Source organism: Streptomyces sp. NPDC055955, assembly GCF_042270245.1.
Classification (GTDB): Bacteria; Actinomycetota; Actinomycetes; order Streptomycetales; family Streptomycetaceae; genus Streptomyces.
Map to the genome: position 1 here is coordinate 88,951 of NZ_JBHJYS010000020.1, position 24,812 is coordinate 113,762.

Consider the following 24,812-nt stretch of genomic DNA (forward strand, 5'->3'; position numbering starts at 1 on the left):
CCCCTTTCGCCCCATACGTTCAGGAGCATTCATGCGAACCCAGAGCCGACGGAGGCCACGCGCGCTGTGCGCCGCGGCCGCCGCAGGGACGCTGCTCGCCCCGCTGCTCTCCGGCTGCTGGGCCGGCGCCGGCGGGACCGGCTCGGGCGGTGACTCCATCAACGTCCTGATGGTGAACAACCCGCAGATGACCGAGCTGCAGAAGCTGACCGCCGCGCATTTCACGAAGAAGACCGGCATCAAGGTGAACTTCACCGTCCTGCCGGAGAACGACGTCCGCGACAAGATCAGCCAGGACTTCGCCAACCAGGCGGGCCAGTACGACGTCGCGACGCTGAGCAACTACGAGATACCGATCTACGCCCGCAACGGCTGGCTGCACGAGCTCGGTTCGTACGCGCGCAAGGACGCCGCGTACGACGAGCGGGACATTCTCGCGCCGATGCGCGAGTCGCTCACCGGGGACGACGGGAAGGTCTACGGCCAGCCGTTCTACGGCGAGTCGTCCTTCCTCATGTACCGCAAGGACGTCTTCGCCGAGAAGGGGCTGCGCATGCCCGCGCACCCCACCTGGCAGCAGGTCGCCGACCTCGCCGCGAAGGCGGACGGCGCCGAGCCCGGGATGAAGGGCATCTGTCTGCGCGGCCTGCCCGGCTGGGGCGAGCTCATGGCGCCGCTGACGACGGTGGTGAACACCTTCGGAGGCACCTGGTTCGACAAGAACTGGAAGGCGCGGCTCACCTCGCCCGGGTTCGAGAGGGCGACCCGCTTCTACGTGGACCTCGTCCGCGAGCACGGCGAGTCCGGAGCGGCTCAGTCCGGCTACGCGGAGTGCCTCAACAACCTCACCCAGGGCAAGACCGCCATGTGGTACGACGCCACGGCCGCCGCCGGTTCGCTCGAATCGGCCAAGTCCCCGGTCAAGGGAAAGATCGGCTACGTACCCGCGCCGGTCGACAGGACACGGAGCTCCGGCTGGCTCTACACGTGGGCCTGGGGCGTGCAGAACGCCTCGCGCAACCCCGACAAGGCGTGGAAGTTCGTCTCCTGGGCGTCGGGCAAGGGCTACGAGAACCTGGTCGGCAACGAGATCGGCTGGTCGAACGTGCCGGCCGGCAAGCGCGCCTCGACGTACACCAACCCGGAGTACCGCAAGGAGGCCGCCGCCTTCCAGGACGTGACACGCGCGGCCATCGAAGGGGCCCGCCCCCGCGACCCCGGCGTCCAGCCGCGGCCCGCGCCCGGCATCCAGTTCGTCGGCATCCCCGAGTTCACCGATCTCGGCACCAAGGTCTCGCAGGAGATCAGCGCGGCCATCGCCGGACGCCAGTCGGTCGACACGGCCCTGAGGAAGTCCCAGAAGCTCGCCGACGAGATCGCGAAGGAGTACGAGGGACGATGACCGCGACCACGACCGTTCCCGTCGCCCACGCGCGCGTGGGCACCGCCAAGTCCCCCGGCCGGCTGCGCGCCTGGGCCACCAGGGCCCCGCTCCTGCCCGCCCTCGTGTTCATGATCGTGGTGACCCAGCTGCCCTTCGTGGCGACGCTGGTGATCTCGTTCTTCGACTGGAACGCTCTGTATCCGGACGCCCGCCGCTTCACCTGGTTCGCCAACTACGGCGAGGTACTCACCGACCCGGACCTGCGCAAGTCCGTCCTGACGACGATCCTGCTGACCGCGACGGTCGTCATCGTGAGCCTGGTCGTCGGTCTCGGCCTCGCGCTGCTCCTCGACCGGAAGTTCCGCGGCCGCGGCCTCGTGCGCACGCTCCTCATCGCGCCGTTCCTGCTGGTTCCCGTCGCCGCCGCGCTGCTGTGGAAGCACGTCCTGTACAACCCCGAGTACGGGCTCCTCAACGGCCTGCTGCACTACGTCGGCGGCCCCCAGCCCGACTGGATCTCCCACACCCCGCTGCTCGCCGTCGAGACGGCCCTGGTGTGGCAGTGGACGCCGTTCATGATGCTGATCCTGCTCGCGGGCCTCCAGTCGCGCTCCCCCGAACTCATCGAGGCGGCCCGGATGGACGGCGCGGGCAACTGGCAGGTCTTCCGGTATCTGACGCTGCCCCACCTGCGCCGCTACCTCGAACTGGGCGCGCTGCTCGGCTCCGTGTACATCGTGCAGAACTTCGACGCCGTCTTCACGATCACCTCGGGCGGCCTCGGCACCGCCAACCTGCCGTACACCGTCTACCAGAGCTTCTACCAGGCCCACGAGAACGGCCTCGCGTCGGCCGCCGGCGTCCTGGTCGTCATCGGCTCGATCATCATCGCGACGTTCGCGCTGCGCGTGGTGTCGTCGCTGTTCCGCGAGGAGGCGTCCCGCGCATGAATCTCCGACCACCGCGTGCGAAAGGGCTCGGGCTCGTCGCCTGGCTCGCCGGCATCCTGTTCTTCCTGCCCATCGCCTGGATGGTGCTGACGTCCTTCCACTCGGAGGAGAGCGCCGCCACCAACCCTCCCTCGTTCGCGGCGTCCCTCACCCTCGACGGCTACCGCGACTTCTTCGGCACGACGGGCGGCGCGAGCCCGTGGCCCGCGCTCGTCAACTCCACGGTGGCGTCGCTCGCCTCGACACTGTGCGTCCTGGTGCTGGCCCTGCCGGCCGCGTACGCGCTGTCGATACGGCCCGTGAAGAAGTGGACCGACGTCCTGTTCTTCTTCCTGTCGACGAAGATGCTCCCCGTCGTGGCGGGCCTCCTGCCGATCTACCTGTTCGCCAAGAACACCGGGATGCTCGACAACATCTGGCTCCTGGTCATCCTCTACACGTCGATGAACCTGCCGATCGCGGTGTGGATGATGCAGTCGTTCCTCGCCGAGGTGCCGATCGCGGTCATCGAGGCCGCGCGGATCGACGGGGCGCGCCTGCCGACCCTCCTCGCGCGCGTGGTGGCCCCCATCGCCATGCCGGGCATCGCCGCGACGGCACTGATCTGCTTCATCTTCAGCTGGAACGAACTCCTCTTCGCGCGCGTGCTCAGCGGTGTCGTCGCGCAGACCGCGCCCGTCTTCCTGACCGGCTTCATCACGAGCCAGGGCCTGTTCCTGGCGAAGGTGTGCGCCGCGTCCCTCGTGATCTCCCTGCCGGTACTCGCCGCGGGATTCGCCGCCCAGGACAAACTGGTCCAGGGCCTGTCGTTGGGAGCTGTGAAATGAAGGCCGCCGTCATCGAGTCCGTCGGCAAGGCAGTGGTCACGGAGGTCCCCGACCCCACGCCAGGACCGCGCGACGTCGTCGTGGAGGTCGCGGCGTGCGGGCTGTGCGGCACCGATCTGCACATCCTCCAGGGCGAGTTCGCGCCGACCCTGCCGGTGGTGCCCGGTCATGAGTTCGCGGGCGTGGTCGTCGGCCTCGGGCGTGAGGTGCGCGAGGTGTCGGTCGGCGACCGCGTCGCCGTCGACCCCTCCCTCTACTGCCACGAGTGCCGCTACTGCCGTTCGGGCCACAACAACCTCTGCGAGCGGTGGGCCGCGATCGGCGTCACCACCGCGGGCGGCGCCGCCCGGTACGCCGTCGCGCCCGTGGCCAACTGCGTACGCCTCCCCGACCACGTCCGCACCGAGGACGCGGCTCTCATCGAGCCCCTGTCCTGCGCCGTACGCGGCTACGACGTGCTGAACTCGCGCCTCGGCTCCCATGTGCTGATCTACGGCTCGGGGACGATGGGCCTGATGATGCTGGAGCTCGCCAAGCGGACCGGCGCCGCGAGCGTCGACGTCGTGGATCTGAACGCGGACCGGCTCGCCACCGCCCGGAAGCTGGGCGTCTCGGGCTCCGGGGCGCACGCGGACGAGCTCGACCGTCCGCAGGGCTGGGACGTCGTCATCGACGCGACGGGCAACGCGGGCGCGATCCAGGACGGTCTCGGGCGGGTCGCGAAGGCGGGGACGTTCCTGCAGTTCGGCGTCGCGGACTACGCCACGCGCGTGTCCATCGACCCGTACCGGATCTACAACCAGGAGATCACCATCACCGGCTCGATGGCCGTCCTGCACAGCTACGAGCGGGCCGCCGAGCTGTTCGCGGGCGGTGTCCTCGACCCGGACGTGTTCATCAGCGACCGGCTGCCGCTCGACGCGTATCCGCAGGCGCTCGACCAGTTCGCGTCCGGGGTGGGGCGCAAGATCGTGGTGGTGCCGTGAGCCATCGGTGCGAAGTCGTCGGCAGGTAAGGGAACGGCAAAGCGGCATCGCTCGTTACCCCGGCATGACCGCTATGACCCCCGGCTCGAACATCCCGCTGTCCACCGCCCGCGTGGCGGTGGACGTCGCCGCCCCGGTGCGGCTCGACGTCTCGGGCCTGCTGCTCACCGCCGACGGCAAGGTGCGTTCCGACGACGACTTCATCTTCTACAACCAGCCCTCGGGCCCGGGCGTGACCTACCGCTCGGGCGGTGGCACGGCACCGGACGCGATCGTGGTCGACACGGCCGCCGTGCCGCCGGGCATCGAGAAGATCGTCGTCACCGCGAGCCCGGACGCGGCCGGCCAGACCTTCCAGGGCATCGAGCCCACGGCCACGATCAGGGGCGTCGACGACGGCTCCGTGATCGCCACGTTCACGCCGCCGCAGCTCGGCACCGAGACGGCCCTCGTGATCGTCGAGATCTACCTGCGCAACGGCGCGTGGAAGGTGCGCGCGGTGGGCCAGGGGTATGCGAACGGCCTGGCGGGCATCGCCACGGACTTCGGCGTGAGCGTCGAGGAGCCCGCGGCCCCGGCCCCCGCTCCGGTGCAGCCCGTGCAGGCCATGCCCGCGCCGACGACTCCCCCGGTCGACCCGCGCGTGGCGCCGCCCGCACCGGCCCCCGCGGTTCCGGCCGCCGCGCCCGCGGCCCCCGCTCCGGGCGCCGGCAAGATCAATCTGGACAAGGGGCGCGTCAGCCTCCAGAAGAACCAGACGGTGTCCCTGGTCAAGGGCGGGCAGCCGCTGCTCTCGCGGGTCAAGATGGGTCTCGGCTGGGAGCCCGCGTTCCGCGGCAAGGACATCGACCTGGACGCGTCGGTCATCGCCTTCGGCCCCCAGCGCAACCACGTGGACAGCTGCTACTTCGGCAAGCTCTCGATCGTGAACGGCGCGATCAAGCACTCCGGCGACAATCTCACGGGCGAGGGCGGCGGGGACGACGAGGTGATCGTCGTCGACCTGGGCCGGCTCCCGCAGGAGGTGACGGGCCTGGTGTTCACGGTGAACTCCTTCTCGGGCCAGAAGTTCACCGAGGTCGCCAAGGCCTACTGCCGCCTCGTCGACGCGGCGACGGGCGAGGAGCTCGTCCGCTTCGACCTGACGAACGCGGAGGCGCAGACGGGCGTGATGATGGCGAAGCTGATCCGTCAGTTCTCCGGCGAGTGGGACATGACGGCCATGGGCGACTTCGTGAAGTCGCGGACGGTACGCGGCATGGTCAAGCCTGCGGCACAGGCGCTCTGAGGACGGCCCGCAGCACAGCTTCGCCGAGGACGACGGTCCCTCGCTCATGCGAGCGAGGGGTTGCCACCCGGATCCGGGGCGTCACGAGGGGTGACGGGCGGACACGGCAGAGGCGGCCGGCGGCACGGAAACCCGTGCTGCCGACCGCCTCATGGCGTCAGCCTCCGAAGCATGGACACGACCCCCGAATCCAGGGCGCCGGTTCCGAAGCGTCGGATACGTCAGAGCTTGGACAGCTTGGAGAACGGGCTCAGGAATCGGCCCTGCTGCCCGGCGAAGTCGATGAGCACGGCTTCGTCGCCCTCGACCCCGATGATCCTGCCGAGGCCGTACTGATCATGGGAAACGCGGTCGCCCACGGCGAACTGCTCGACCGGCGGAGCGGGCTTTGCCGGCACATTGAAGGGGCTGCCCGGAAGGTGGCGGCGCGTACTGGGGGGCCTTGTCATTCAACGAGTATGCGCCCCGCGCACCCACGGACACCACGCCTGCGTCCTCACACTTCGGTGACGATGTCCGCGAAAGACCCCTCGCGACCTGCGCTCACCTGCGCCTGAGTCTCTCCGCAACGGGTTGTGCAGCGACGCAGATCACTGGAACAACGCGCTGTGGGCGTTCGGGGCGGCCCGCCGCCGAGCTGGGCCGACAGGGCGGTCCTGTCGGATCCGATCTCGCCCCGGGCCACCACCAGGCCGATCATCCCGGCCGTCGACTTCCCTCGTACACGGGACCGGTCACCATGCCCTCGGTGCGGGCGGCCGGCCGCATCGCGTCGAGGAGCCGGCCTCGGGGCCCCTGCCCCCGGGCGATCCGCAGGCTCTGCCCAGGGTGCGGTCCGGCTCGGCGGAGGCCAAGCGCGAGACGGTCGACACCGAGGACGCGGCGGGGGCGGCCGCCGGACTCGACGAGTTGTCAGATACCCATGGCGTTCACGGGGAACTCCCCGGTGGCCGCCCGGCGTCGCAGTGATCGTCGGCGGCTCTCGGCGGCCCGGGGCTTCCGGGCGTCCCCGCCCGCCGACGGCGAGCCGCGGTACCGCTGTTCGAAGCCGTACAGGAGGATGGCGTTCCATGGTGCGTCTCGCGGAATATCGCCTCGTCAGTCAGCTCGGCGACAGCGGCACGGGGACCGCCCATCTGGCTCGCTCCCCCGATGGCCGGGTCGTGGTGGTCAAGACGGTGCGGGAACCTCTCGCCGCCGAGCCGCTGTTCAGAGCGCGGTACCGGTGGGAGACGGAGGCCGCGCGGGCCGTGCGGGGGCCCTTCACGGCGGTCGTGCTCGACGCCGATCCCGAGGCGCCGGTGCCCTGGCTCGCGGCCGAGTTCTGTGTGGGCCCCTCGCTGTCCGAGGCGGTGGCGGCGCTCGGCCTCCCGGACCCGGGTGCTCTCGCCGCGATCGGCGCCTCGCTCGCCGGGGCGCTCACCGCGATCCACGCGACGGGGCTCGTGCACGGCGATCTCAAGCCGGCGAACGTCGTCGTGACGCCGGCCGGGCCCAAGGTCATCGACTTCGGTGTCGCGAAGGCGGCGGTGCCGGGAGCCGGGACGCCCGGCACCGGTGGACCGGCCGCCGAACCGGTCGGCTCCCCCGGCTTCATGGCGCCCGAGCAGATCACCCACGCCGTCCCGGCCGGCGCGCCCGCGGACGTGTTCGCGCTCGGCGCGCTGCTCGGTCTCTGCGCGACGGGCCGCAATCCGCACGGCGCGGGCAACGCCCCGCACGTCATCCACCGCACGCTGCACGAGCCGCCGGACCTCGTCGGCGTCCCGGACCAGGAGTGGGAGGGGTTCCTCGCCCGCTGCCTGGCCAAGTCCCCGTACGCCCGTCCGACGGTCCCCGAGGTCCTGGCGTGGTGCGTGGCGCGGGCGACCCCGTATCCCTGGTGGCAGCAGGAGGAGGTCGCGGCCCTCATCCACGTGCACGAGGAGTCGCTCGCGGAGCGGCTGTCGGCGGAGGAGGGGCAGGACTGACCCGGGAACGACCGCGGCCGGCGCGCACGACAGATGCGTGCGCGCCGACCGCAGGGTGAGCGTGCTCAGTTCGAGCGCTGGCGCTTCCACGGTCCCGTGATGGCGAGCATGATGCCCGGGGTCTGGATGTTCGCGTAGAGGGTCCGGCCGTCGGGCGAGAACGTGACGCCGGTGAACTCGCTGTACTCCGGCTCCTGTTCGGTGCCGATGTTCAGCTCGTTGCGCGCGATCGGATACGTGCGTCCGCTGTCGGTCGCGCCGAACAGGTGCTGGATGCCGTTGCCGTCCTCGGCGATGACGAGACCGCCGTACGGGGAGACCGTGATGTTGTCCGGGCCGTCGAAGGCGCCGTCCTCGGACGGGTCGGCGTTCACGCCGAGCAGGACCTTGAGCGTCAGGGTGCGGCGCCTGGGGTCGTAGAACCAGACCTGTCCGTCGTGCTGGACGGGGCTCTCCCCACGGGCGAACGAGGAGACGATGTACGTGCCGCCGTCGGCCCACCACATGCCTTCGAGCTTGCGGGCACGGGTGACCTCACCGTCGGCGAACTGCTTGCGCACGGAGACGGTCCTGGCGTCGCGGTCGGGCACGTCGACCCAGTCGACGCCGTAGACCGTGCCGATCCGGGTGGCGCGCGACAGGTCGTCGACGAAGCGGCCGCCGGAGTCGAAGCACCTGGTGGCCTGGAGGACGCCCGCGTCGTCGGCGAGCGTGCGCAGCTTGCCGCGGCCGTGGTGGAAGCCCTGTGGCGGAGTCCAGCGGTAGAGCAGGCCGTTGGGGCCGGACGCGTCCTCGGTGAGGTAGGCGTGGCCGCGCTTGGGGTCGATGACGACGGCCTCGTGCGCGTACCGGCCGAAGGCCTTGACCGGCTTGGGCTCGCGGTTCGCGCGGCGGTCCGCGGGGTCGACCTCGAAGACGTAGCCGTGGTCCTTGGTCATGCCGTTGGCGCCGGCCTTGTCCTCGGTCTCCTCGCAGGTCAGCCAGGTGTCCCAAGGGGTGCGCCCGCCCGCGCAGTTGGTGGCGGTGCCGGCGATGCCGACCCACTCGGCGACCTGTCCGTCGCGGCGGACCTCGACGACGGTGCAGCCGCCGGCGGCGGCCGGGTCGTAGACGAGTCCCTCGGCGAGCGGCACCGGGTACTTCGCCTTGGTGCGGGCGCCGCCGATCTCGTGGTTGTTGACGAGCAGCGTGGCGCCGCGGGGGCCGTCGAAGGTGGCGGTGCCGTCGTGGTTGGACGGGGTGGACTCGCCCGACTCCAGGGTCGTCCTGCCGGTGTACGTGATGACGCGGTACGAGAATCCGGCGGGCAGCGCGAGCAGGCCCTTCGGGTCGTCGACGAGCGGGCCGTAGCCCACACCGTGGTGGTGCCCGTCGGGGCCCTCGGTGTGCGCGGTGTCCCCGTATTCGCCCTCGGCGGCCAGCGCACCGGGAGCGGTGGCGAGCGCGCCGACGGTGCCGGCCAGGGCGATGCCCGCGCCCGTGGCGGCGGAGCGTCTCGTGAAGTCCCTGCGGGTGAGCGACATGGTGTCTCCTGTGACCAGGTGGCTGTGGCGGTGGAGCGGGCGCTGATGCTGTTTCGGCCACACGTTCCCTGCCATGCCTGAACGGCGGCTGAACTCCGCACGACGGCGACAGAGCGAACGCGTTCACGGTCGTCGGCGGCGGCGCGGAGGGCGGGCGGTACGCGAAAGGCGGTACGCGAAAGGGGGCGGAGCGCTCTCGCGCCCCGCCCCCTTCCTGTCCCGGCGTCGCCGTCCGCTATCCGCCCTGCGCGGAACGCGCCTTGAACGCCGCCTTGCGGGCTTCCTTGGCCACCTTCTTGTCGGGGTGCAGACGTCCCATCGCCTCCAGGACGTCCGCCGTCGCCGGGTGGTCCACCTTCCACGCCGCCGCGAAGAACCCGCGGTGCTGCGCCGCGAGCCCCTCGACCAGGCCCTGGAGTTCGTCGGAGTTGCCCTCGAGGGCGAGCTGCGCGGCGATCGTGTCGACGGTGAGCCAGAAGATCAAAGACTCCGGCGGCGCGGGCACGTCACCCGCCCCGTGCTCGGCGAGCCAGACCCGGGCGAGGCCGCCCAGCTCCGCGTCGTCGAGCACCTCACGAAGCGCCGGCTCCGCCTCGCCGCCCGCCAGGGACAGCGCCTGCTGGCAGCGCAGCCGCCGCAGCGGCGCCCCGGCGTCGGCGCCGCGCGCCGCCGCCAGCAACTCCCTTGCCGCCGCGAGCGGTCGGCGCCTCGCGAGCCACTGCTCGATCTCGGCCTGCGCCGCGGCCTGCGGGAACGACGACGTGCCGTCGAGCAGCGTGTCCGCGCCCTTGTCCGCGAGGTCGCCGACGACCGGCGCGTCGAGACCGGCGTCGACCAAGCGCGCGCGGACGCCGTAGAGCCCGAGCGGGGTGAGCCGCACCATGCCGTACCGCGTGACGTCCGAGTCGTCGAAGGCCTCGGGCTCGGTACCCCCTTCACCCTCCTCGATCTCCGCCATCAGCGCCTCGTCGACCGGCTGGAACTCGACGAGCCCCACCGGGACGAGCAGCCGGAACTGGTCGTCCAGCTTCAGCATCGCGTCCGACACCTGCTCCAGGACGTCGTCCGTGGGCTCACCCATGTCGTCGGGCACGATCATCGACGCGGCGAGGGCGGGCAGCGGAACGGGCTCGTCGCCCGCGCCGCCCTCGGTGACGGTCAGCAGATAGAGGTTGCCGAGGACGCCCTCGAGGAACTCGGCCTCCGCATCGGGGTCCCAGTCGAGCTGCGAGAAGTCGACCTCGCCGGTCTCCTCCAAGACGTCGACGAGGTCGTCGAGGTCCGGCACGCTCGCGTCGGCGAGCGCGGTGTCCAGGGCGCCGAGCCACAGGGCGAGGATGTCCCGCGGACTGCCGGAGGCGACGACGGCGAGGTCCTCGCCCGCGGCGACGGTGCCCTCCTTCTCGTCCACGATCTCCACGAGCCCGGTGTCGACCGCGACCCGCCAGGCCTCGCTCGCGTCCGCGGCCCCGTCGGCATCGGCCGCGAGCCCGAGTTCGAGCGCCGCGGCGGGCAGCTGTTCCTCGACGAGTTCACCGCCCGCTCCGACCCGGGTCGCGGGCCCCGCCCAGCGGGCGAGCCGCACCGCGCGGGAGAGCAGTGGGGTGGCGAGGGCGTCGCGCGCGAGCTCCGCTTCGGGGTGCAGCCTCGCCGGCGGCAGGGGGGAGCTGTCTGACATCGCCTTGTTCTCCTCCGGACGTGTTGTGCGACCGCTCAGCCTAGACGGATTTGGCAGCATGCCGCCCGGTTCATGTACCCGTCAGGAACCGTACACCGCTGAAACCTTGACAACTCCCCTTGCTCCACAAGAGATTTACGCGCGTAGAAGAGCACGGAGCGGCTCGCTCGCTCCACCCTCGTCCCGGCGCATCACGCACGTCCCCGGAGGGATCCTTTGCCGAGCAAGAACTCGTCGCGCCTCGCCGCGCTGACCGTCGCCGCCGTCTGCTCCACCGTCTCCGCCGTCGTCCTCACCTCGCCCGCGCACGCGGACGCGATACGCATCCATGACATCCAGGGCACGACCCGGACGTCCCCGCTGGCCGGGAAACAGGTCACCGACGTGGCCGGTGTGGTCACGGGCGTCAGAACCTACGGCTCGTCCAAGGGCTTCTGGATCCAGGACACGGCGCCCGACGACGACCCCGCCACGAGCGAGGGCGTCTTCGTCTTCACCAGCTCGACCCCGAAGGCCGCCGCCGGCGACGCGGTGACGGTCTCGGGCACGGTCTCGGAGTACGTCCCCGGCGGCGCCTCGTCGGGCAACCAGTCCGTCACTGAGATCACCAAGCCGACGGTCACGGTCGTCTCGTCGGGCAACGCGCTCCCGGCCGCCACCGTCCTCGACGCGAAGTCGGTTCCCGCCGCGTACGCCCCGGCGGGCGACCCGGCGGCGAACGGCTCGGTCAACGCACTGCCGCTGCGCCCGTCGAAGTACGCCCTGGACCTCTACGAGTCCCTGGAGGGCATGAACGTACGCGTCGGCTCCTCCCGCGTCGTCACCGCCTCCGACGCGTACGCCGAGCTGTGGGTGACGGTCAAGCCGCACGAGAACCCCACCCGCCGCGGCGGCACCGTCTACGGCTCGTACGAGTCCCAGAACACGGGCCGCCTCCAGATCCAGTCGCTCGGCACGGTCGCCGACTTCCCCGCGGCGAACGTCGGGGACACCCTCGCGGGCCGGACCGAAGGCCCTCTGGACTACACCCAGTTCGGCGGTTACACGCTGGTCGCGCGGGAGCTCGGCACCCTGGACAAGGGGGGCCTGGAGCGGGAGACGACGCGGAAGCAGAAGCGCGGCGAGCTGGCCGTGGCCACGTACAACGTCGAGAACCTGGACCCGTCCGACGGCACGTTCGCCGCGCACGCGGCCGCGATCGTCGACCACCTCCGGTCGCCCGACGTCGTGTCCCTGGAGGAGATCCAGGACAACAACGGCGCGAAGGACGACGGCACGGTCGCCGCGGACGTCACGGTGAACAAGCTGATCGACGCGATCGTCGCCGCCGGCGGCCCGAGGTACGACTGGCGCTCCGTCGACCCGGTCAACGACCAGGACGGTGGCGAGCCCGGCGGCAACATCCGCCAGGTGTTCCTCTTCAACCCCGAGCGCGTCTCGTTCACCGACCGCGCGGGCGGCGACTCCACGACCCCCGTGGGCGTGACCCGCACGCGCGGCCGGGCGGCGCTGACCGCCTCCCCGGGCCGGATCGCCCCGGCCGACGAGGCGTGGAAGAACAGCCGCAAGCCGCTCGCGGGCGAGTTCGTCTTCCGTGGGAAGACCGTCTTCGTCATCGCCAACCACTTCGCGTCCAAGGGCGGCGACCAGGGCCTGACGGCGCAGTACCAGCCGCCGGCGCGCAGCTCGGAGACCCAGCGCCACGCGCAGGCGGACGCGGTGAACGGCTTCGTGAAGGACATCCTCGAGGCGCAGAAGAACGCCGACGTCGTCACCCTCGGCGACATCAACGACTTCGAGTTCTCCGGCACGGCGCAGCGCCTGGAGGACGGCGGCGCCCTGTGGTCGGCGATCAAGTCCCTGCCGAGGAGCGAGCGTTACACGTACGACTACCAGGGCAACAGCCAGGTCCTCGACCAGATCCTGATCAGCCCCTCGATCCGGCACGACGACTTCGCGTACGACAGCGTGCACATCAACAGCGAGTTCAACGACCAGATCAGCGACCACGACCCGCAGGTGCTGCGGTTCCGTCCGTAGCACCTGCGGGCCCGTCCGCAGCACCGGCCGATGGTCCGGCGGGCGGGGTCGTCAGGCGAAGACCCCGTCCAGCCAGCCGCGCCAGGCCGCCTCGTCCTGCGCGGCGTCGGCGTCCGGCGCGAAGTCGTGGACGACGATGCCGACGGGCGCGCCCCAGCGGCCGCGGCCGAAGAACCGGTACATGGCGTCGTCGGTGCGCAGGCCGATGAAGTACGGGTTGCGGTAGTCGAGTACGGCTTCCAGGGTCTCGCCGCCGGGTCCCCGGACGCGCAGCTCGGCGCCCTCGGCGGCGTCGTCGGACAGGCCGAGGGCGCGGCCGACGGCGGCGAGCGCCTCGGGGTTCGCCGACGCGGCGGGCCCGTCGAACATGGCGAAGGCGACGGGCCGGCCCGCGAAGTGCGTCAGGTACTGCCGCAGCGTGTGCAGGTAGAAGTCGGTGTGCTTGTCGGCGCCGTCGTAGTAGTCGTCCCAGTTGTCGACGAAGATCCCGCTGTGGACGTAGCGGACCCAGGCGCGGCTGCCGCCGTCACGCGCCTCGATGACGTGGTCCAGCTGGTTGAGGGTCTGGAACGGGGGCAGCGCTTCCGGGTTGTCCGAGCGGGCGGTGAGCCGGTGTTCCGGGTCCCACGCGGTGATCGTCGCGCCGTGGGGGCCGCGGCCGCCCTCCTTCGGCTCGTACTCCATCGGCCACAGCCAGCCGCCGGTGCCCGAGGTGAGCGCCTCCCAGACCTGCTCGGGGGTGGCGTCGACCTCGAACTCGCGGGCGATCTCGAATTCCCTGGGTTCGTTCGTCATGGCGGTAACTCCTTGGTGCGGTCAGTCTTCGAGGGACGGTCGGGGCTGCGGTTCCTTCACCGAGGGATGCACGGCGATCACCACGCGGTGGTCGCGGCCGCCCTCGGCGGATCCGTCGTGGTATTTGCGGACGAGCGCGCCGACCCCTTGGGTCAGTTCCTCGATGAACGCGGCCCGGTCCGCGGCGGACGCGAACCTGACCTCGCCGTCGAGCGCGTAGGTGGCCAGGCGCTTCTTCGCCTTGGCGGCCCCGGTGAGCAGCGCTCCCACGTCCTGTACGAGACGTGCCGCGACGGCGAGGAGCCAGCGCGCGGAGAGCTGGTCACGGGCCCGGTCCGGGTCGGGCCGCACGGCGCCGAGCGCGACCGGTGAGATCACGTACGAGGCGGCCGTGGCCCGCATGAGGCGCTCGGTGACATTCCCTTTGCGCCGCTCCCCCGCCAGCTCGACCAGGCCGTGCTTCTCCAGTGCCTTGAGGTGGTAGTTCACCTTCTGGCGCGGCAGGCCGACCTTGGGGGCGAGCATCGCGGCGGATGCGGGTCCGGCGGCCAGCTCCGCGAGCAGCCGGGCCCTGATCGGGTCGAGGGAGACCGCGGCTGCCGCCGGGTCCTCGATCACGGTGACGTCCAACATGACCTCACCGTCTCACCGAAAACTTTTTTTGTCCAGAAGAGTCGATTGTTCGGCGAGTCGGCGAGGCCGGAAAGGGGCAGCCCACCGCGGCGCGGGACCCCGATGGCGCCACGTGGAGCAGTGCGGCACCACGTGGCACTACATGGCGCCACGTGGCACCACGCGGTGCCATCCGGAGCGCGAGGGCCGACGAGGCTCCATATGGCACCGCATTGACGCAACCCGGCGTCACCACATTTCCGCAGGTCAGGAATGTTGCGCCAACCCCAACCCACAATCCCTCCCCTCACACGCTTGCGCATGGCGCCAAAGTGATGCCACTATGACGTCATGGACCTCACGCCGTATGTCGACAACCTCCGCCGCGAACTCGCGGTGGCCGCCGAAGCCGGCGGCGAAGAAGCCCGCGAGCTGGCCGAGCGGCTCACCGCCCCTCTGGAGTCGGCGACCCGCCTGACGATGCTCAACGTGCTCTCCGCCGCGATGGACGAGATCACCCGCGAACTCGCCCCCGGCTCGGTCGACGTACGACTGCGCGGGCTCGACCCGGACTTCGTCGTGACGCGGCCGGCGGCCGAGGAGACGTACGAGGACAGGAGCGGGCCCGCCGAGCCGCTCAAGGCACCGGCCCCGGCGCCGGCCGAGGGGGACGACGGCGGCACCGCCCGTGTCAATCTGCGCCTGCCCGCCCACCTCAAGACGCGCGCCGAGGAGGCCGCGAGCCGCGAGGGCCTGTCGGTCAACGCGTGGCTGGTACGAGCCGTGTCGGCCGCAGTCGACGGCGGCACCCCGTCACGCACACCGGGAAACCCCCAGGCCACCCGCACCACCCGCACCGTCGGACAGAGCTTCACGGGCTGGGTGCGCTAGCCGCGCACCCCGCCCGCCCGAATTCACCCGGAACTTCACCCTGAGACCCAAGAGGACGGGACAGCCATGCCTTCTTTCGACACGCCCCAGCCGATCTCGGTCATCGCCAACGTGGCCGCCGGTTCCATCCAGTTCTCCGCGAGCGACCGCCTCGACACGGTCGTCGAGATGCGGCCCCGCGACCCGAAGAAGGACAAGGACGTGCGGGTCGCCGAGCAGACCGAGGTCACCTACGCGAACGGCGTGCTGACCATCAGGACACCCAAGGGGCGCTACCTCGTCGGGCCCACCGGCAGCGTCGACGTGACGGTCGAACTGCCCACCGGCTCCCGCATCGACACGACCGGCTCCTGGACCCAGGTGCTCGGCGAGGGCCGGCTCGGCGAGGTCCGCGTGAAGACGTCGTCGGGTGACGTCCGCCTGGACTCGACGGGCCCGCTCCAGCTGACCGCGTCGCACGGCTCGATCACCGTGGACCAGGTCGAGGGCCTGGCCGAGATCACCACCAGCTCCGGCAGCCTGCGCGTCGGTGTGGTGGACGGCCCGGCCGTTCTGAAGAACTCGCACGGCTCCACGAGCGTCGGCACCGCGATCGGTGACCTGCGGGTGAGCGGCGCCAACGGCGACATCGACATCCGGCGCGCCGAGAGCTCGGTCACCGCGACCACCGCCCACGGCACCCTGCGCGTGGGCGACGTGGCCCGTGGCACCGTCCAGCTGGAGACCTCCTACGGCGCCATCGACATCGGCATCCGCGAGGGCACGGCCGCCTGGCTCGACGCCGGCTCGGGCAACGGACAGGTGCGCAACACGCTCACCGCGTCCGACAGCCCGGAGAACAGCGAGGAAACGGTCGAGGTCCGCGCCCGGACCAAGTTCGGCAACATCGACATCCGCCGCGCCCGGGCCTGACCCGCCCCAAGTCCGCTACGCCACACCCCACTTCACCGCTCACCACGCCTTCGAACGGGAGGGCTCCATGCCTTCATCTGTCATGACCACGTCCAAGCCGGGCGAGGGGCGGCAGCTGCCCGCCGCCGTCTCCACGGTCGGTCTGCGCAAGTCGTACGGCGACAAGACCGTCCTCGACGGGATCGACCTGCGCATCCCGACCGGCACCGTGTTCGCCCTGCTCGGCCCGAACGGCGCCGGCAAGACCACCGCCGTGCAGATCCTCTCCACGCTCATCTCCGCCGACGGCGGCCAGGCCCAGGTCGCGGGCCACGACCTCGCCACGTCACCGGACGGCGTACGTGCCGCGATCGGTGTCACCGGGCAGTTCTCCGCCGTCGACGGCCTGATCACCGGCGAGGAGAACATGCTCCTCATGGCAGACCTGCACCACCTGCCCAAGCGTGAGGGCCGGCGCGTCGCCACCGAACTCCTCGCGCGCTTCGACCTCACCGACGCCGCGAAGAAGCCCGCCTCCACCTACTCGGGCGGCATGAAACGCCGCCTCGACATCGCCATGACGCTGGTCGGCAACCCCCGGATCATCTTCCTCGACGAACCCACCACCGGCCTCGACCCCCGCGCCCGCCACAACATGTGGGGCATCATCCGCGAACTGGTCGCCGACGGCGTCACCGTCTTCCTCACCACGCAGTACCTCGACGAGGCCGACGAACTCGCCGACCGCATCGCCGTGCTCCACGACGGCAGGATCGCCGCCGAGGGCAGCGCCGAGGAACTCAAGCGACTCATCCCCGGCGGACACATCCGGCTCCGCTTCACCGACCCGGACGCCCACCAGTCCGCCGCCCTCACCCTGCACGAGGCCCACCGCGACGACGAGGCCCTCACCCTGCAGATCCCCAGCGACGGCAGCCAGCGCGCACTGCGCTCCCTCCTCGACCGCCTGGACTCCGCCGGCATCGAGGCCGACGAACTGACCGTGCACACACCCGACCTCGACGACGTGTTCTTCGCCCTGACCGGCGGCGCCGGCGTACCCGCCCAGCCCAACCAGCCCAAGGAGGAAGCCCGATGAGCTCCCTGTCCCTCGCCGTGCGCGACTCGTCCACGATGCTGCGCCGCAACCTCCTGCACGCTCGGCGCTACCCGTCCATGACGCTGAATCTGCTGCTGACACCCGTCGTGCTGCTGCTGCTCTTCGTCTACATCTTCGGCGACGTGATGAGCGCCGGCATCAGCGGCGGCGGCGCCGACCGCTCCGCGTACATCGCGTATCTCGTCCCGGGCATCCTGATGCTGACCATCGGCGGCACCACGATCGGCAGCGCGGTCTCCGTCTCCATGGACATGACCGAGGGCATCATCGCCCGCTTCCGCACCATGGCCATCCACCGCGGATCGGTGCTCATCGGGCACGTCGTCGGCAGTGTTCTGCAGTGCGTGATGAGCGTGGTGCTCGTCGGGGCCGTCGCCGTGGCGATCGGATTCCGGTCCACGGATGCCACCGCCCTGGAGTGGATCCTGGCGGTCGGACTGCTGGCGCTCGTCTCCCTGGCGCTCACCTGGATCGCGGTCGGCATGGGGCTGTCCAGCCCGAACGCCGAGGCGGCGAGCAACAACGCGATGCCGCTGATGATCCTGCCGCTCCTGTCCAGCGCGTTCGTGCCGGTCGACGCGATGCCGGGCTGGTTCCAGCCGATCGCCGAGTACCAGCCCTTCACCCCCGCCATCGAGACCTTGCGCGGGCTGCTGCTCGGCACCGAGATCGGCAACAACGGGTGGCTGGCCGTGGTCTGGTGCGTGGCACTGGCCGTACTCGGCTACACCTGGTCGCGCTCGCTCTTCGACAACACCGGCAAGCGCTGATCAACAGCGCCACCGCTCTTCGACGCCGCTCACGAGGGCGGGGCGTTCACTCACCGGCGGGGAGTGAACGCCCCGCCCCACGGCTCTGTCCGCCGAGCCGCGCGGCGCTGCGCTCCGCCTCGGCGAGGATCGCGTACCGGTCGGCCACGATCGCCTCCGCGTCGGCCACCGCGCGTTCGGCGGCGAGGCGGTGCCCGGCAGGTGAGTCCGGGTCCGGCGCGGGGTGCCTGTGGCGCCACCAGGCGTCACACCCGGCGTAGATGCCATTCGCACAGATCAGCAGGGGACCGGCGAGGGCCAGGACGATGTCACGCACCACGGGATCCTTATACGTTTTATATGTCTACGCATACGTGCGACTTCTTCCTGATAACTCGGAATCCGGGCGCCCTTTCTGAAGGTCACCCCTCGGCCAATATCCCGTCGGAACTCGGCCATGCGTCCCAACCGCTTAGCGATGCTTGTCACTATCTCGTAGAAGAATTAAGTGGAGCTGCACGGTCGGGGCGCCGAGACTGCGCCTATGAGCCTCGCGAACTCCCCGAACCCGCCCTTCGGCCGCGCCCTGTGCGCCATGGTCACGCCGTTCGCCGACGACGGCGCCCCGGACCTGGACGGCGCGCAGCGCCTGGCGGCCCACCTGGTCTCCGAGGGCTGCGACGGCCTCGTCCTGTCCGGCACCACCGGCGAGTCCCCCACGACGTCGGACGACGAGAAGTCCGCGCTCGTGCGGGCCGTGAAGGACGCGGTCGGGGAGCGGGTGCCCGTCGTCGCGGGCGTCGGCACCGCGGACACCCGGCACACCGTGGAGCTTGCCGCCGGGGCCGAGAAGGCGGGCGCGGACGGCCTGTTGGTCGTCAGCCCGTACTACAGCCGCCCGCCGCAGGACGCCCTGGAGGCACACTTCCGCGAGATCGCGGACGCGTCGGGACTGCCGGTGATGCTGTACGACATCCCGGGCCGCACCGGCACGCGCATCGAGCCGGACACCCTGATCCGGCTCGCGTCCCACCCCCGGATCGTGGCCGTCAAGGACTGTGCGTACGACATGCTCGGCACGCAGAAGGTGCTCGGCGCGACCGGTCTCGCGTACTACGCGGGCTGCGAGGAGTTCACGCTCCCGCTGTACGCGGTGGGCGGTGCGGGCTTCGTGTCGACGGTCGCGAACGTGGCTCCGCGTGCGCTGCGGGGCGTCCTGGACGCGTTCGACGCGGGCGACACCCGGGAGGCGGCCCGGCGCCAGCAACTGGTCGCGCCACTCGTCGAGTTGATGATGGCGTCAGGCCTGCCGGGCACGGTCACCGCGAAGGCGCTGCTCGGCGCGCTCGGCCTGCCCGGCGGCCCGGTCCGCGCACCACTGCGGCCCGCCGGCCACGAGGTGACCGGCGGGCTGCTGACCGCGTACGAAAGTCTCGTCAGCGCGTAGTGCTGTGGCTTCCGGCCGGGGACGACCCCGCACCCTGGCCGGAAGACACCTCTTCCCTCAGCGCGTCGTGAACTGCGGTGTCCAGCGGCCCGGGTAGTCGGCGGACGCCTTGCGGAAGTCGCTGAGCTGGACGACCTTGTCGCTGCCGATGGTGAGCAGGAGCAGCTGGTTGCGGAACTCGCCCGTGCCGCGGCACTTCTTGGGGTCGCAGCCCCAGGCGATGAGCCGCTTGTCGTCGGCCCAGGCGAGCAACTGCTGCCCCGGCACCTTCGTGATCATCCTGCCGCTGACGGGGTCGACGATCGCCGAGGCGATCTCGTCGCCCTGCCCGGCGAAGTCACCCGCGACGAGTTTGCCGTCCGGCGAGAGCCCCGCCTCCACCCACGACAGGTGCTTCTCCGCGGCGGGTGTGGCCACCTTGCGGCCGTTCAGGTCGTAGTAGATCCGGCCGGGCTCCGTCGGGATCTGCTCGTAGACGAGCTTGCCGTCATGGCTGAACCGGAGGTCGGCGCGCGCATTCGGCGACCAGCCCATCTCGTCCTTCCAGAAGGGCAGTTCGTGCCAGTCCGACTTGCCGGAGGCGACGTCGACGACGGTGAACCCGGTCCGGCTGGCGACCGGCCCCGGCCGGCCCTTGCCGTTCACGATCACCTTGTGCGACCAGTAGAGGTGGTCGGGGTTCTTGGCGTACGTCGTGGCGACGAGCTTCCTGCCGTCCGGTGAGAAGGTCACCCCGCCCACACCCTTGTCGAGCTCGATCCACCGCCCCACCTTGCCGGTGATCAGGTCGAGCAGGCCGATGCGGTCTGCGGGCAGCCGCTTCTCCAGGACGGCGGCCGTCCGCATCCCGGGCGCCACGTCCACCCACGACCACCGGGTGGTCCTGTCGTACTTCCCGGTCTTCTGGTTGAGCAGCCCGTAGGTGCGCTCCATGACGGCGTCGCGGTGCGGCTGCTTGACCGTCTTGTACGTGGAGAACGCGGCCAGCGCCGTGTCCCCCGCCGCGATGAGGTCCCGCGGCGGCGACTGGTCCGGGTGCGCGATGATGTCGCTCTGGTTCATCCGGCTCGCGGGGCGCACGTCCTGGCCGCCCGAGTGCAGGACGGGCACGGCGACCGCCGTGGCGACGACCGCCGCCGCGGCGACCGCGGCTCCCACGACGGCGCGGACCCGGCGGCGGTGCCGCACGGCGAGCACCCGGTCGGCGAAGCCGGACGGCACGGACGCGCTGTCGGCGGCCTGTTCGCGCAGTGCGTCGCGCAGCAGTTCATCGACGTTCACGGACGCACCTCCATGGGCGAGAAGTCACGGGACGGCAGCTCTTCGACATCGGCCCGACCGAGCGCGGCGAGTTCGGGCGCGAGGCTGCGCAGCCTCGCGAGCGAGCGGTGCGTGGTCGAGCGCACGGTGCCCACCGAGCAGCCCAGGAGGCGGGCGACGTCCGCCTCGGGCAGGTCCTCGAAGTAGCGCAGGACGAGAACGGTGCGCTGCCGGGCGGTGAGCCTGGCGAGCGCGGTGCGCATCACGATGCGCAGGTCGGCGGCGTGGGAAGAGTCGACCCCTGTACGACTCTCCGGCGGCTCGGCGACGGTCAGTTCCCGTCCGCGCCACTTCAGGCGCCATCTGCTGATCTGCTGGCGATAGAGGATCTTCCGTACGTAGGCCTCCGGCTCGTCGATCCGGTGCCAGCGTCCGGCCGCCTTGATCAGCGCGTTCTGGAGCAGGTCCTCGGCGGCGTGCCGGTCGCCCCCGCTGAGGAGCACCGCGGTCTTCAGGAGCGCGGGCGACCTGCTCGCCACGAACTCGCGGAAGCTGTCCCAGCGATCCGCGCCCGCCGCACCCGCCGCACCCGCCGGCTGTCCGGCATGCCCCGCTGGTGCTTCGCTGCCGGCGTCCATCGTCACCTTCTCTTCCCCGTAGGGCGGCCCTGCTGCCCCCCTTGCTGCTCCTCATGACGCGCGCGGCCGCCCCTCGCTATGCCTGCGTGCGCGAGAAATACGCGGGACATGGTGCGGGGCATGACACGAGTGGCCCGCACCGGACGCCGGTGCGGGCCACTTCGGTTGCGGGGTGCGTCAGTTGTGGCTGTGCAGGACCTCGTTCAGGCCGCCCCACACCGCGTTGTTCGGGCGGGCCTCGACGGCGCCGGTGACCGAGTTGCGGCGGAAGAGGATGTTCGAGGCGCCGGACAGGTCACGGGCCTTGACGATCTCGCCGTCGGGCATCGTGACGCGCGTACCGGCGGTGACGTAGAGACCGGCCTCGACGACGCACTCGTCGCCGAGGGCGATGCCGACGCCCGCCTCCGCGCCGACGAGGCAGCGCTCGCCGATCGTGATGCGGACGTTGCCGCCGCCGGAGAGCGTGCCCATGGTGGAGGCGCCGCCGCCGATGTCGGAGCCGTTGCCGACGACGACGCCGGCGGAGATGCGGCCCTCGACCATCGACGTGCCGAGCGTGCCGGCGTTGAAGTTGACGAAGCCCTCGTGCATGACGGTGGTGCCCTCGGCGAGGTGCGCGCCGAGGCGGACGCGGTCGGCGTCGGCGATGCGGACGCCCTTCGGCGCGACGTAGTCCGTCATGCGGGGGAACTTGTCGATGGACGTCACGGCGAGGTGCAGGCCCTCGGCGCGGGCGTTGAGGCGGACCTTCTCGACGTCGTCGACGGCGACCGGGCCGAGCGAGGTCCAGGCGACGTTGGCGAGGAGGCCGAAGACGCCGTCCAGGTTCTGCCCGTGCGGCTTGACCAGCCGGTGGGACAGCAGGTGCAGGCGCAGGTAGGCGTCGTGCGCGTCGAGCGGCTTGTCGTCGAGCGAGGCGATGACCGTGCGCACGGCGACGGTCTCCACACCGCGGCGGGCGTCGGAGCCGATGGCCTTCGCGGCGCCTTCGCCGAGCAGTTCGACGGCGCGCTCGGCGGAGAGCCGCTCGGTGCCGGCCGGACCGGGCTCGTCCTGGAGGGACGGGGCGGGGAACCAGGTGTCGAGGACGGTGCCGTCGGCGGTGAGCGTGGCGAGGCCTGCGGCGACGGCGCCGGTGGTGCGGTGAGCGGTGGTGCTGGCGGGAGAGTCAGACATGGGTGAAACCTAACCGGAGGTGCGCCGCGAGGGCGAACCCGTACGGCCGGTGTCTCAGGTGCCGGGCGCGCCGCGCTCCCCGGACGCACCGGCCGCGGCGCCGCCGGGGGCTCCGTCGATGACCCGCGCGAGCATGTCGCGCGCGTACTCCTCCTCGTAGACGGCGTCCGTGAGCAGCACCTGGAGGCAGATTCCGTCCATCAGGGCGACCAGCGCGCGGGCCGTGACCGGGTCCGTGCGCCGCGCGAGTTCGTCGGCGACGCCCTCGCCCCACTCGGCGGCGACGGGCCGCAGCGCGGGCCGGCGCAGGGCGGCGAGATACAGCTCGTACTCGAGCTCGACACCGGTGCGGTCGCCCGCGAGCCACTCGCCGAGGACCGCGGCGAGCCCGGCCGCGAGCCGGGCGCGCGGCGCCTCGAGGACGGCGCTGCCCGCCAGGGCCTTCGCGAACCCCTCGTTGGCCTGGCGCAGCGCGGCGACCATCAGTTCGTCGAGGGTCCTGAAGTGGTACGTCGTCGAGCCGAGCGGCACGTCGGCCTCGGCGGCGACGCTGCGGTGGCTGAGCCCGCCGATGCCCTTCTCGCCCACCACGCGGATCGCGGCGTCGATGATGCGCTGCCGGCGCTCGGGGTCGTAGCGCCGCGCCATCAGTGGGCGCCGCCCAGGTTGAGCAGCACCACGCCGCCGATGATCAGGGCGATGCCCGCGAGCCGGGCCGCGGTCATCGCCTCGCCGAGGAAGAGCATGCCTATCCCGGCGATGACGGCCGTGCCGACGCCGGCCCAGATCGCGTACGCGGTTCCGACCTGCACGGTCTTCAGCGTCTGGGCGAGCAGCACGAACGCGATCAGATAGCCGGAGACGGTGACCAGGGAGGGCCAGAGCCTGCTGAATCCCTCGCTGTACTTCATGGCGGTGGTGGCGGCCACTTCCGCCGCGATGGCGCCGGACAGCAGTACGTATCCCATGTGTACGACTGTACGCAACGTTGTGTACGGGCGTACAGAGCGCCGGCGGGCTATCGTGTCGCGATCACTGTGGGGGGCCACAGGGACGAACTACTCCCGGGAGTGCGGCGAGATGACGGACATGTGGGGACAGGGGCCGGGGCAGGGACCCGGATACGGGCCGGGCGGCTACGGGTGGGGCGGTGCCTGGACCCCGCCGCCGCCCCCGCCGCAGCCGGGTGTCATCCCGCTCGCGCCGCTCGGCGTCGACCGGATACTCGGTGGCACCTTCACCACGATGCGCCGCCACGCGAAGCCGCTGTTCGGCACGGTCCTCCTCGTGTACCTGGTGCTCGGCGTACTCATGGCGGGCGCGCTGGCGCTCGGTTACACGGCCGTCTCGGACGACGTACGGGCGCTCTTCGACCGGCACACCGAACCCGACTGGAGCCATCTGCGGCCGGTGCTCGTCGCGTTCGGCATCGCGTGGGCCTTCGGCATGGTGGCGCTCACGGTCGGCACGGCGTTCATCCAGTCCGCGTGCACCGTGGTGCTGCGCGAGGCGGTGCTCGGCCGGCCGGCATGCTTCGGCGCGGTGTGGCGGCACGCCTGGTCCCGCACGCCCTCCGTGCTCGGCGTAGGCCTGCTGATGGGCCTGATCGCGCTGATCCCGGCGGGCCTGGCCGTGGCGTTCATGGTGTCGCTCGTCGTCACCCTGCTCACGCAGTCGGTGGCCCCGGTCGGCGTGCTCTTTCTGCTCATGGCGGTGACGGTGCCGCTCGTGGTCTGGGTCTATGTCCTGTTCCTGTTCGGCCCGGCGGCCGCCACGCTGGAGGGGGCGGGACCGATCCAGGCACTGCGCCGCTCGGCACGCCTGGTGCGGGGCGCCTGGTGGCGCACGTTCGGCATCTCCCTGCTGGCCGGCGTGATCATGATGGTGGTCTCGCTCGCGGTGCGGGTACCGCTCCAGCTCGCGATGCCGGACCCGACGGTGCAGCCGTACGAACCGGGTCAGGACCTCTCCGACGTCTTCGAGGCGATGCTGCCGCAGCTGGGCTTCGCCATGGTCCTGTCCATGATCGGCAATCTGCTGGTGCAGCTGGTCAGCTCGGTGTTCCTGCCGCTCGTCACCGCGCTGCTCTACATCGACCAGCGCATCCGCCGGGAGGGCCTCGCGCACACGCTGGAGCTCGCGTCCCGGTCCGACGCCTGACCACCGGCCGCCGCCGCCAGTTCTCAGTCGAGGAGCGTCCTCTTCGGCCGCAGGACGCAGAACTCGTTGCCCTCGGGGTCGGCGAGGACGACCCACGTCGCGTCCTCGCCCTGCCCGACGTCCACGCGCCGTGCCCCGAGGCCGACGAGGCGCTCGACCTCGGCGTCCCGGTCGTCGGGGCTGAGGTCGATGTGCAGGCGGTTGCGGACGGTCTTGCTCTCGGTCACCGGCACGAAGCAGAAGCCCGGCAGCGTGGTCGCGTCGGCGCCGATGACGATCTCCTCCTCGTCCTCGAACAGCACCTTCCAGTCGAGGACCTGGCACCAGAAGCGGGCCTGCGCGGACAGATCCCGGGCGTTCACGACGACTTGGTACAGCGAAGAAGCCATGACGCCCAGTCTGCCGCGCGGGCCCGCGCCGCGCC

The 24,812-nt window shown here is 71.3% G+C and carries 25 protein-coding genes and 1 pseudogene; 13 read left to right on the forward strand and 13 right to left on the reverse strand.

Annotation, left to right across the window (positions count from 1 at the left end):
- Positions 1-31 precede the first annotated feature (31 nt).
- The 5 genes from ACFC96_RS32855 (at position 32) to ACFC96_RS32875 (ending at position 5,435) form a co-directional block, all read left to right on the forward strand.
- On the forward strand, positions 32-1,402 hold the full coding sequence (locus ACFC96_RS32855; RefSeq protein WP_376615608.1) for an ABC transporter substrate-binding protein: 1,371 nt from the start codon (positions 32-34) through the stop codon (positions 1,400-1,402).
- Entirely contained in the window at positions 1,399-2,334 is a 936-nt protein-coding gene (locus ACFC96_RS32860) for a carbohydrate ABC transporter permease (RefSeq protein WP_376264042.1), read from the forward strand. The genes ACFC96_RS32855 and ACFC96_RS32860 overlap by 4 nt, the downstream gene beginning before the upstream one ends.
- Positions 2,331-3,161: a carbohydrate ABC transporter permease gene (locus ACFC96_RS32865; RefSeq protein ID WP_376264039.1), complete on the forward strand. Its 831-nt coding sequence runs from the start codon at positions 2,331-2,333 to the stop codon at positions 3,159-3,161. The genes ACFC96_RS32860 and ACFC96_RS32865 overlap by 4 nt, the downstream gene beginning before the upstream one ends.
- Positions 3,158-4,147: a zinc-dependent alcohol dehydrogenase family protein gene (locus tag ACFC96_RS32870; protein WP_376264036.1), complete on the forward strand. Its 990-nt coding sequence runs from the start codon at positions 3,158-3,160 to the stop codon at positions 4,145-4,147. Before ACFC96_RS32865 ends, ACFC96_RS32870 begins: the two co-directional genes overlap by 4 nt.
- A 73-nt stretch (positions 4,148-4,220) precedes the next feature.
- A complete protein-coding gene (locus tag ACFC96_RS32875) occupies positions 4,221-5,435 on the forward strand; it encodes a TerD family protein (protein ID WP_376264310.1) in 1,215 nt (404 codons plus the stop codon).
- A 221-nt stretch (positions 5,436-5,656) separates the two neighbouring features.
- On the opposite strand, the gene ACFC96_RS32880 is transcribed toward ACFC96_RS32875, so the two are convergent.
- Together ACFC96_RS32880 and ACFC96_RS32885 are read right to left on the reverse strand one after the other, a co-directional pair.
- Positions 5,657-5,884 carry a CarD family transcriptional regulator gene (locus ACFC96_RS32880; protein ID WP_116502770.1) on the reverse strand — a complete coding sequence of 76 codons (228 nt, stop codon included), beginning with the start codon at positions 5,882-5,884 and terminating at the stop codon, positions 5,657-5,659.
- 141 nt (positions 5,885-6,025) lie between these two features.
- Positions 6,026-6,218: pseudogene (locus tag ACFC96_RS32885) on the reverse strand (aminocyclopropane-1-carboxylate deaminase/D-cysteine desulfhydrase family protein); the annotation flags it as partial.
- 287 nt (positions 6,219-6,505) lie between these two features.
- Between ACFC96_RS32885 and ACFC96_RS32890 the strand changes: the two are divergent.
- The gene (locus ACFC96_RS32890) at positions 6,506-7,405 is read left to right on the forward strand and encodes a serine/threonine-protein kinase (protein WP_376264034.1); all 900 of its coding nucleotides are present in this window, start codon (positions 6,506-6,508) and stop codon (positions 7,403-7,405) included.
- 65 nt (positions 7,406-7,470) lie between these two features.
- Here the strand turns inward: ACFC96_RS32890 and ACFC96_RS32895 are convergent, their stop codons facing one another.
- Positions 7,471-8,928 carry an alkaline phosphatase PhoX gene (locus ACFC96_RS32895; protein ID WP_376615610.1) on the reverse strand — a complete coding sequence of 486 codons (1,458 nt, stop codon included), beginning with the start codon at positions 8,926-8,928 and terminating at the stop codon, positions 7,471-7,473.
- Positions 8,929-9,163: 235 nt separating this feature from the next.
- Positions 9,164-10,606: a hypothetical protein gene (locus tag ACFC96_RS32900; RefSeq protein ID WP_376615612.1), complete on the reverse strand. Its 1,443-nt coding sequence runs from the start codon at positions 10,604-10,606 to the stop codon at positions 9,164-9,166.
- A 216-nt stretch (positions 10,607-10,822) separates the two neighbouring features.
- On the opposite strand from ACFC96_RS32900, the gene ACFC96_RS32905 reads away from it, so the two are divergent.
- Complete coding sequence (locus ACFC96_RS32905; RefSeq protein ID WP_376264027.1) at positions 10,823-12,646, forward strand: endonuclease/exonuclease/phosphatase family protein; 1,824 nt, start codon at positions 10,823-10,825, stop codon at positions 12,644-12,646.
- Between the two features lie 51 nt (positions 12,647-12,697).
- Here the strand turns inward: ACFC96_RS32905 and ACFC96_RS32910 are convergent, their stop codons facing one another.
- Both ACFC96_RS32910 and ACFC96_RS32915 read right to left on the reverse strand, forming a co-directional pair.
- On the reverse strand, positions 12,698-13,441 hold the full coding sequence (locus ACFC96_RS32910; protein ID WP_376264025.1) for an SRPBCC domain-containing protein: 744 nt from the start codon (positions 13,439-13,441) through the stop codon (positions 12,698-12,700).
- Between the two features lie 21 nt (positions 13,442-13,462).
- The gene (locus tag ACFC96_RS32915; protein WP_376615614.1) at positions 13,463-14,074 is read right to left on the reverse strand and encodes an ArsR/SmtB family transcription factor; all 612 of its coding nucleotides are present in this window, start codon (positions 14,072-14,074) and stop codon (positions 13,463-13,465) included.
- Positions 14,075-14,404: 330 nt separating this feature from the next.
- On the opposite strand from ACFC96_RS32915, the gene ACFC96_RS32920 reads away from it, so the two are divergent.
- From ACFC96_RS32920 to ACFC96_RS32935, 4 genes are all read left to right on the forward strand, one after another.
- Positions 14,405-14,944, forward strand: coding sequence for a hypothetical protein (locus tag ACFC96_RS32920; protein WP_376264023.1), 540 nt, complete (start codon positions 14,405-14,407; stop codon positions 14,942-14,944).
- Between the two features lie 66 nt (positions 14,945-15,010).
- Positions 15,011-15,856, forward strand: coding sequence for a DUF4097 domain-containing protein (locus ACFC96_RS32925; RefSeq protein ID WP_376264021.1), 846 nt, complete (start codon positions 15,011-15,013; stop codon positions 15,854-15,856).
- 67 nt (positions 15,857-15,923) lie between these two features.
- Complete coding sequence (locus tag ACFC96_RS32930; RefSeq protein WP_376615615.1) at positions 15,924-16,934, forward strand: ATP-binding cassette domain-containing protein; 1,011 nt, start codon at positions 15,924-15,926, stop codon at positions 16,932-16,934.
- Entirely contained in the window at positions 16,931-17,725 is a 795-nt protein-coding gene (locus ACFC96_RS32935; RefSeq protein ID WP_376258338.1) for an ABC transporter permease, read from the forward strand. Before ACFC96_RS32930 ends, ACFC96_RS32935 begins: the two co-directional genes overlap by 4 nt.
- Positions 17,726-17,771: 46 nt before the next feature.
- Here ACFC96_RS32935 and ACFC96_RS32940 read toward each other — a convergent pair whose 3' ends face one another.
- Positions 17,772-18,041: a hypothetical protein gene (locus ACFC96_RS32940; protein ID WP_376258340.1), complete on the reverse strand. Its 270-nt coding sequence runs from the start codon at positions 18,039-18,041 to the stop codon at positions 17,772-17,774.
- Positions 18,042-18,248: 207 nt separating this feature from the next.
- On the opposite strand from ACFC96_RS32940, the gene dapA reads away from it, so the two are divergent.
- On the forward strand, positions 18,249-19,151 hold the full coding sequence (dapA, locus tag ACFC96_RS32945; protein ID WP_376615619.1) for a 4-hydroxy-tetrahydrodipicolinate synthase: 903 nt from the start codon (positions 18,249-18,251) through the stop codon (positions 19,149-19,151).
- 57 nt (positions 19,152-19,208) lie between these two features.
- Here the strand turns inward: dapA and ACFC96_RS32950 are convergent, their stop codons facing one another.
- The 5 genes from ACFC96_RS32950 to ACFC96_RS32970 form a co-directional block, all read right to left on the reverse strand.
- Entirely contained in the window at positions 19,209-20,432 is a 1,224-nt protein-coding gene (locus ACFC96_RS32950; protein ID WP_376615620.1) for a WD40 repeat domain-containing protein, read from the reverse strand.
- A complete protein-coding gene (locus ACFC96_RS32955; RefSeq protein ID WP_376258346.1) occupies positions 20,429-21,049 on the reverse strand; it encodes a SigE family RNA polymerase sigma factor in 621 nt (206 codons plus the stop codon). The genes ACFC96_RS32950 and ACFC96_RS32955 overlap by 4 nt, the downstream gene beginning before the upstream one ends.
- 177 nt (positions 21,050-21,226) lie before the next feature.
- Positions 21,227-22,228, reverse strand: a complete 1,002-nt coding sequence (dapD, locus tag ACFC96_RS32960) for a 2,3,4,5-tetrahydropyridine-2,6-dicarboxylate N-succinyltransferase (RefSeq protein WP_376615622.1) — start codon at positions 22,226-22,228, stop codon at positions 21,227-21,229.
- Between the two features lie 54 nt (positions 22,229-22,282).
- The gene (locus tag ACFC96_RS32965; RefSeq protein WP_376258350.1) at positions 22,283-22,876 is read right to left on the reverse strand and encodes a TetR/AcrR family transcriptional regulator; all 594 of its coding nucleotides are present in this window, start codon (positions 22,874-22,876) and stop codon (positions 22,283-22,285) included.
- A complete protein-coding gene (locus ACFC96_RS32970) occupies positions 22,876-23,196 on the reverse strand; it encodes a DMT family transporter (RefSeq protein ID WP_376258352.1) in 321 nt (106 codons plus the stop codon). Before ACFC96_RS32970 ends, ACFC96_RS32965 begins: the two co-directional genes overlap by 1 nt.
- Positions 23,197-23,308: 112 nt before the next feature.
- On the opposite strand from ACFC96_RS32970, the gene ACFC96_RS32975 reads away from it, so the two are divergent.
- The gene (locus ACFC96_RS32975; protein ID WP_376615624.1) at positions 23,309-24,388 is read left to right on the forward strand and encodes an oxidoreductase; all 1,080 of its coding nucleotides are present in this window, start codon (positions 23,309-23,311) and stop codon (positions 24,386-24,388) included.
- 23 nt (positions 24,389-24,411) lie between these two features.
- Here the strand turns inward: ACFC96_RS32975 and ACFC96_RS32980 are convergent, their stop codons facing one another.
- Entirely contained in the window at positions 24,412-24,777 is a 366-nt protein-coding gene (locus tag ACFC96_RS32980; protein ID WP_376615625.1) for a VOC family protein, read from the reverse strand.
- Positions 24,778-24,812 lie beyond the last annotated feature (35 nt).

Bases quoted from the DNA above. Each gene is read 5' to 3' on its own strand.
- ACFC96_RS32855 (WP_376615608.1), top strand. From the start codon at position 32: ATGCGAACCCAGAGCCGACGGAGGCCACGCGCGCTGTGCGCCGCGGCC.
- ACFC96_RS32860 (WP_376264042.1), top strand. From the start codon at position 1,399: ATGACCGCGACCACGACCGTTCCCGTCGCCCACGCGCGCGTGGGCACC.
- ACFC96_RS32865 (WP_376264039.1), top strand. From the start codon at position 2,331: ATGAATCTCCGACCACCGCGTGCGAAAGGGCTCGGGCTCGTCGCCTGG.
- ACFC96_RS32870 (WP_376264036.1), top strand. From the start codon at position 3,158: ATGAAGGCCGCCGTCATCGAGTCCGTCGGCAAGGCAGTGGTCACGGAG.
- ACFC96_RS32875 (WP_376264310.1), top strand. From the start codon at position 4,221: ATGACCCCCGGCTCGAACATCCCGCTGTCCACCGCCCGCGTGGCGGTG.
- ACFC96_RS32880 (WP_116502770.1), bottom strand. From the start codon at position 5,884: ATGACAAGGCCCCCCAGTACGCGCCGCCACCTTCCGGGCAGCCCCTTC.
- ACFC96_RS32890 (WP_376264034.1), top strand. From the start codon at position 6,506: ATGGTGCGTCTCGCGGAATATCGCCTCGTCAGTCAGCTCGGCGACAGC.
- ACFC96_RS32895 (WP_376615610.1), bottom strand. From the start codon at position 8,928: ATGTCGCTCACCCGCAGGGACTTCACGAGACGCTCCGCCGCCACGGGC.
- ACFC96_RS32900 (WP_376615612.1), bottom strand. From the start codon at position 10,606: ATGTCAGACAGCTCCCCCCTGCCGCCGGCGAGGCTGCACCCCGAAGCG.
- ACFC96_RS32910 (WP_376264025.1), bottom strand. From the start codon at position 13,441: ATGACGAACGAACCCAGGGAATTCGAGATCGCCCGCGAGTTCGAGGTC.
- ACFC96_RS32915 (WP_376615614.1), bottom strand. From the start codon at position 14,074: ATGTTGGACGTCACCGTGATCGAGGACCCGGCGGCAGCCGCGGTCTCC.
- ACFC96_RS32920 (WP_376264023.1), top strand. From the start codon at position 14,405: ATGGACCTCACGCCGTATGTCGACAACCTCCGCCGCGAACTCGCGGTG.
- ACFC96_RS32925 (WP_376264021.1), top strand. From the start codon at position 15,011: ATGCCTTCTTTCGACACGCCCCAGCCGATCTCGGTCATCGCCAACGTG.
- ACFC96_RS32930 (WP_376615615.1), top strand. From the start codon at position 15,924: ATGCCTTCATCTGTCATGACCACGTCCAAGCCGGGCGAGGGGCGGCAG.
- ACFC96_RS32935 (WP_376258338.1), top strand. From the start codon at position 16,931: ATGAGCTCCCTGTCCCTCGCCGTGCGCGACTCGTCCACGATGCTGCGC.
- dapA (WP_376615619.1), top strand. From the start codon at position 18,249: ATGAGCCTCGCGAACTCCCCGAACCCGCCCTTCGGCCGCGCCCTGTGC.
- ACFC96_RS32955 (WP_376258346.1), bottom strand. From the start codon at position 21,049: ATGGACGCCGGCAGCGAAGCACCAGCGGGGCATGCCGGACAGCCGGCG.
- dapD (WP_376615622.1), bottom strand. From the start codon at position 22,228: ATGTCTGACTCTCCCGCCAGCACCACCGCTCACCGCACCACCGGCGCC.
- ACFC96_RS32965 (WP_376258350.1), bottom strand. From the start codon at position 22,876: ATGGCGCGGCGCTACGACCCCGAGCGCCGGCAGCGCATCATCGACGCC.
- ACFC96_RS32970 (WP_376258352.1), bottom strand. From the start codon at position 23,196: ATGGGATACGTACTGCTGTCCGGCGCCATCGCGGCGGAAGTGGCCGCC.
- ACFC96_RS32975 (WP_376615624.1), top strand. From the start codon at position 23,309: ATGACGGACATGTGGGGACAGGGGCCGGGGCAGGGACCCGGATACGGG.
- ACFC96_RS32980 (WP_376615625.1), bottom strand. From the start codon at position 24,777: ATGGCTTCTTCGCTGTACCAAGTCGTCGTGAACGCCCGGGATCTGTCC.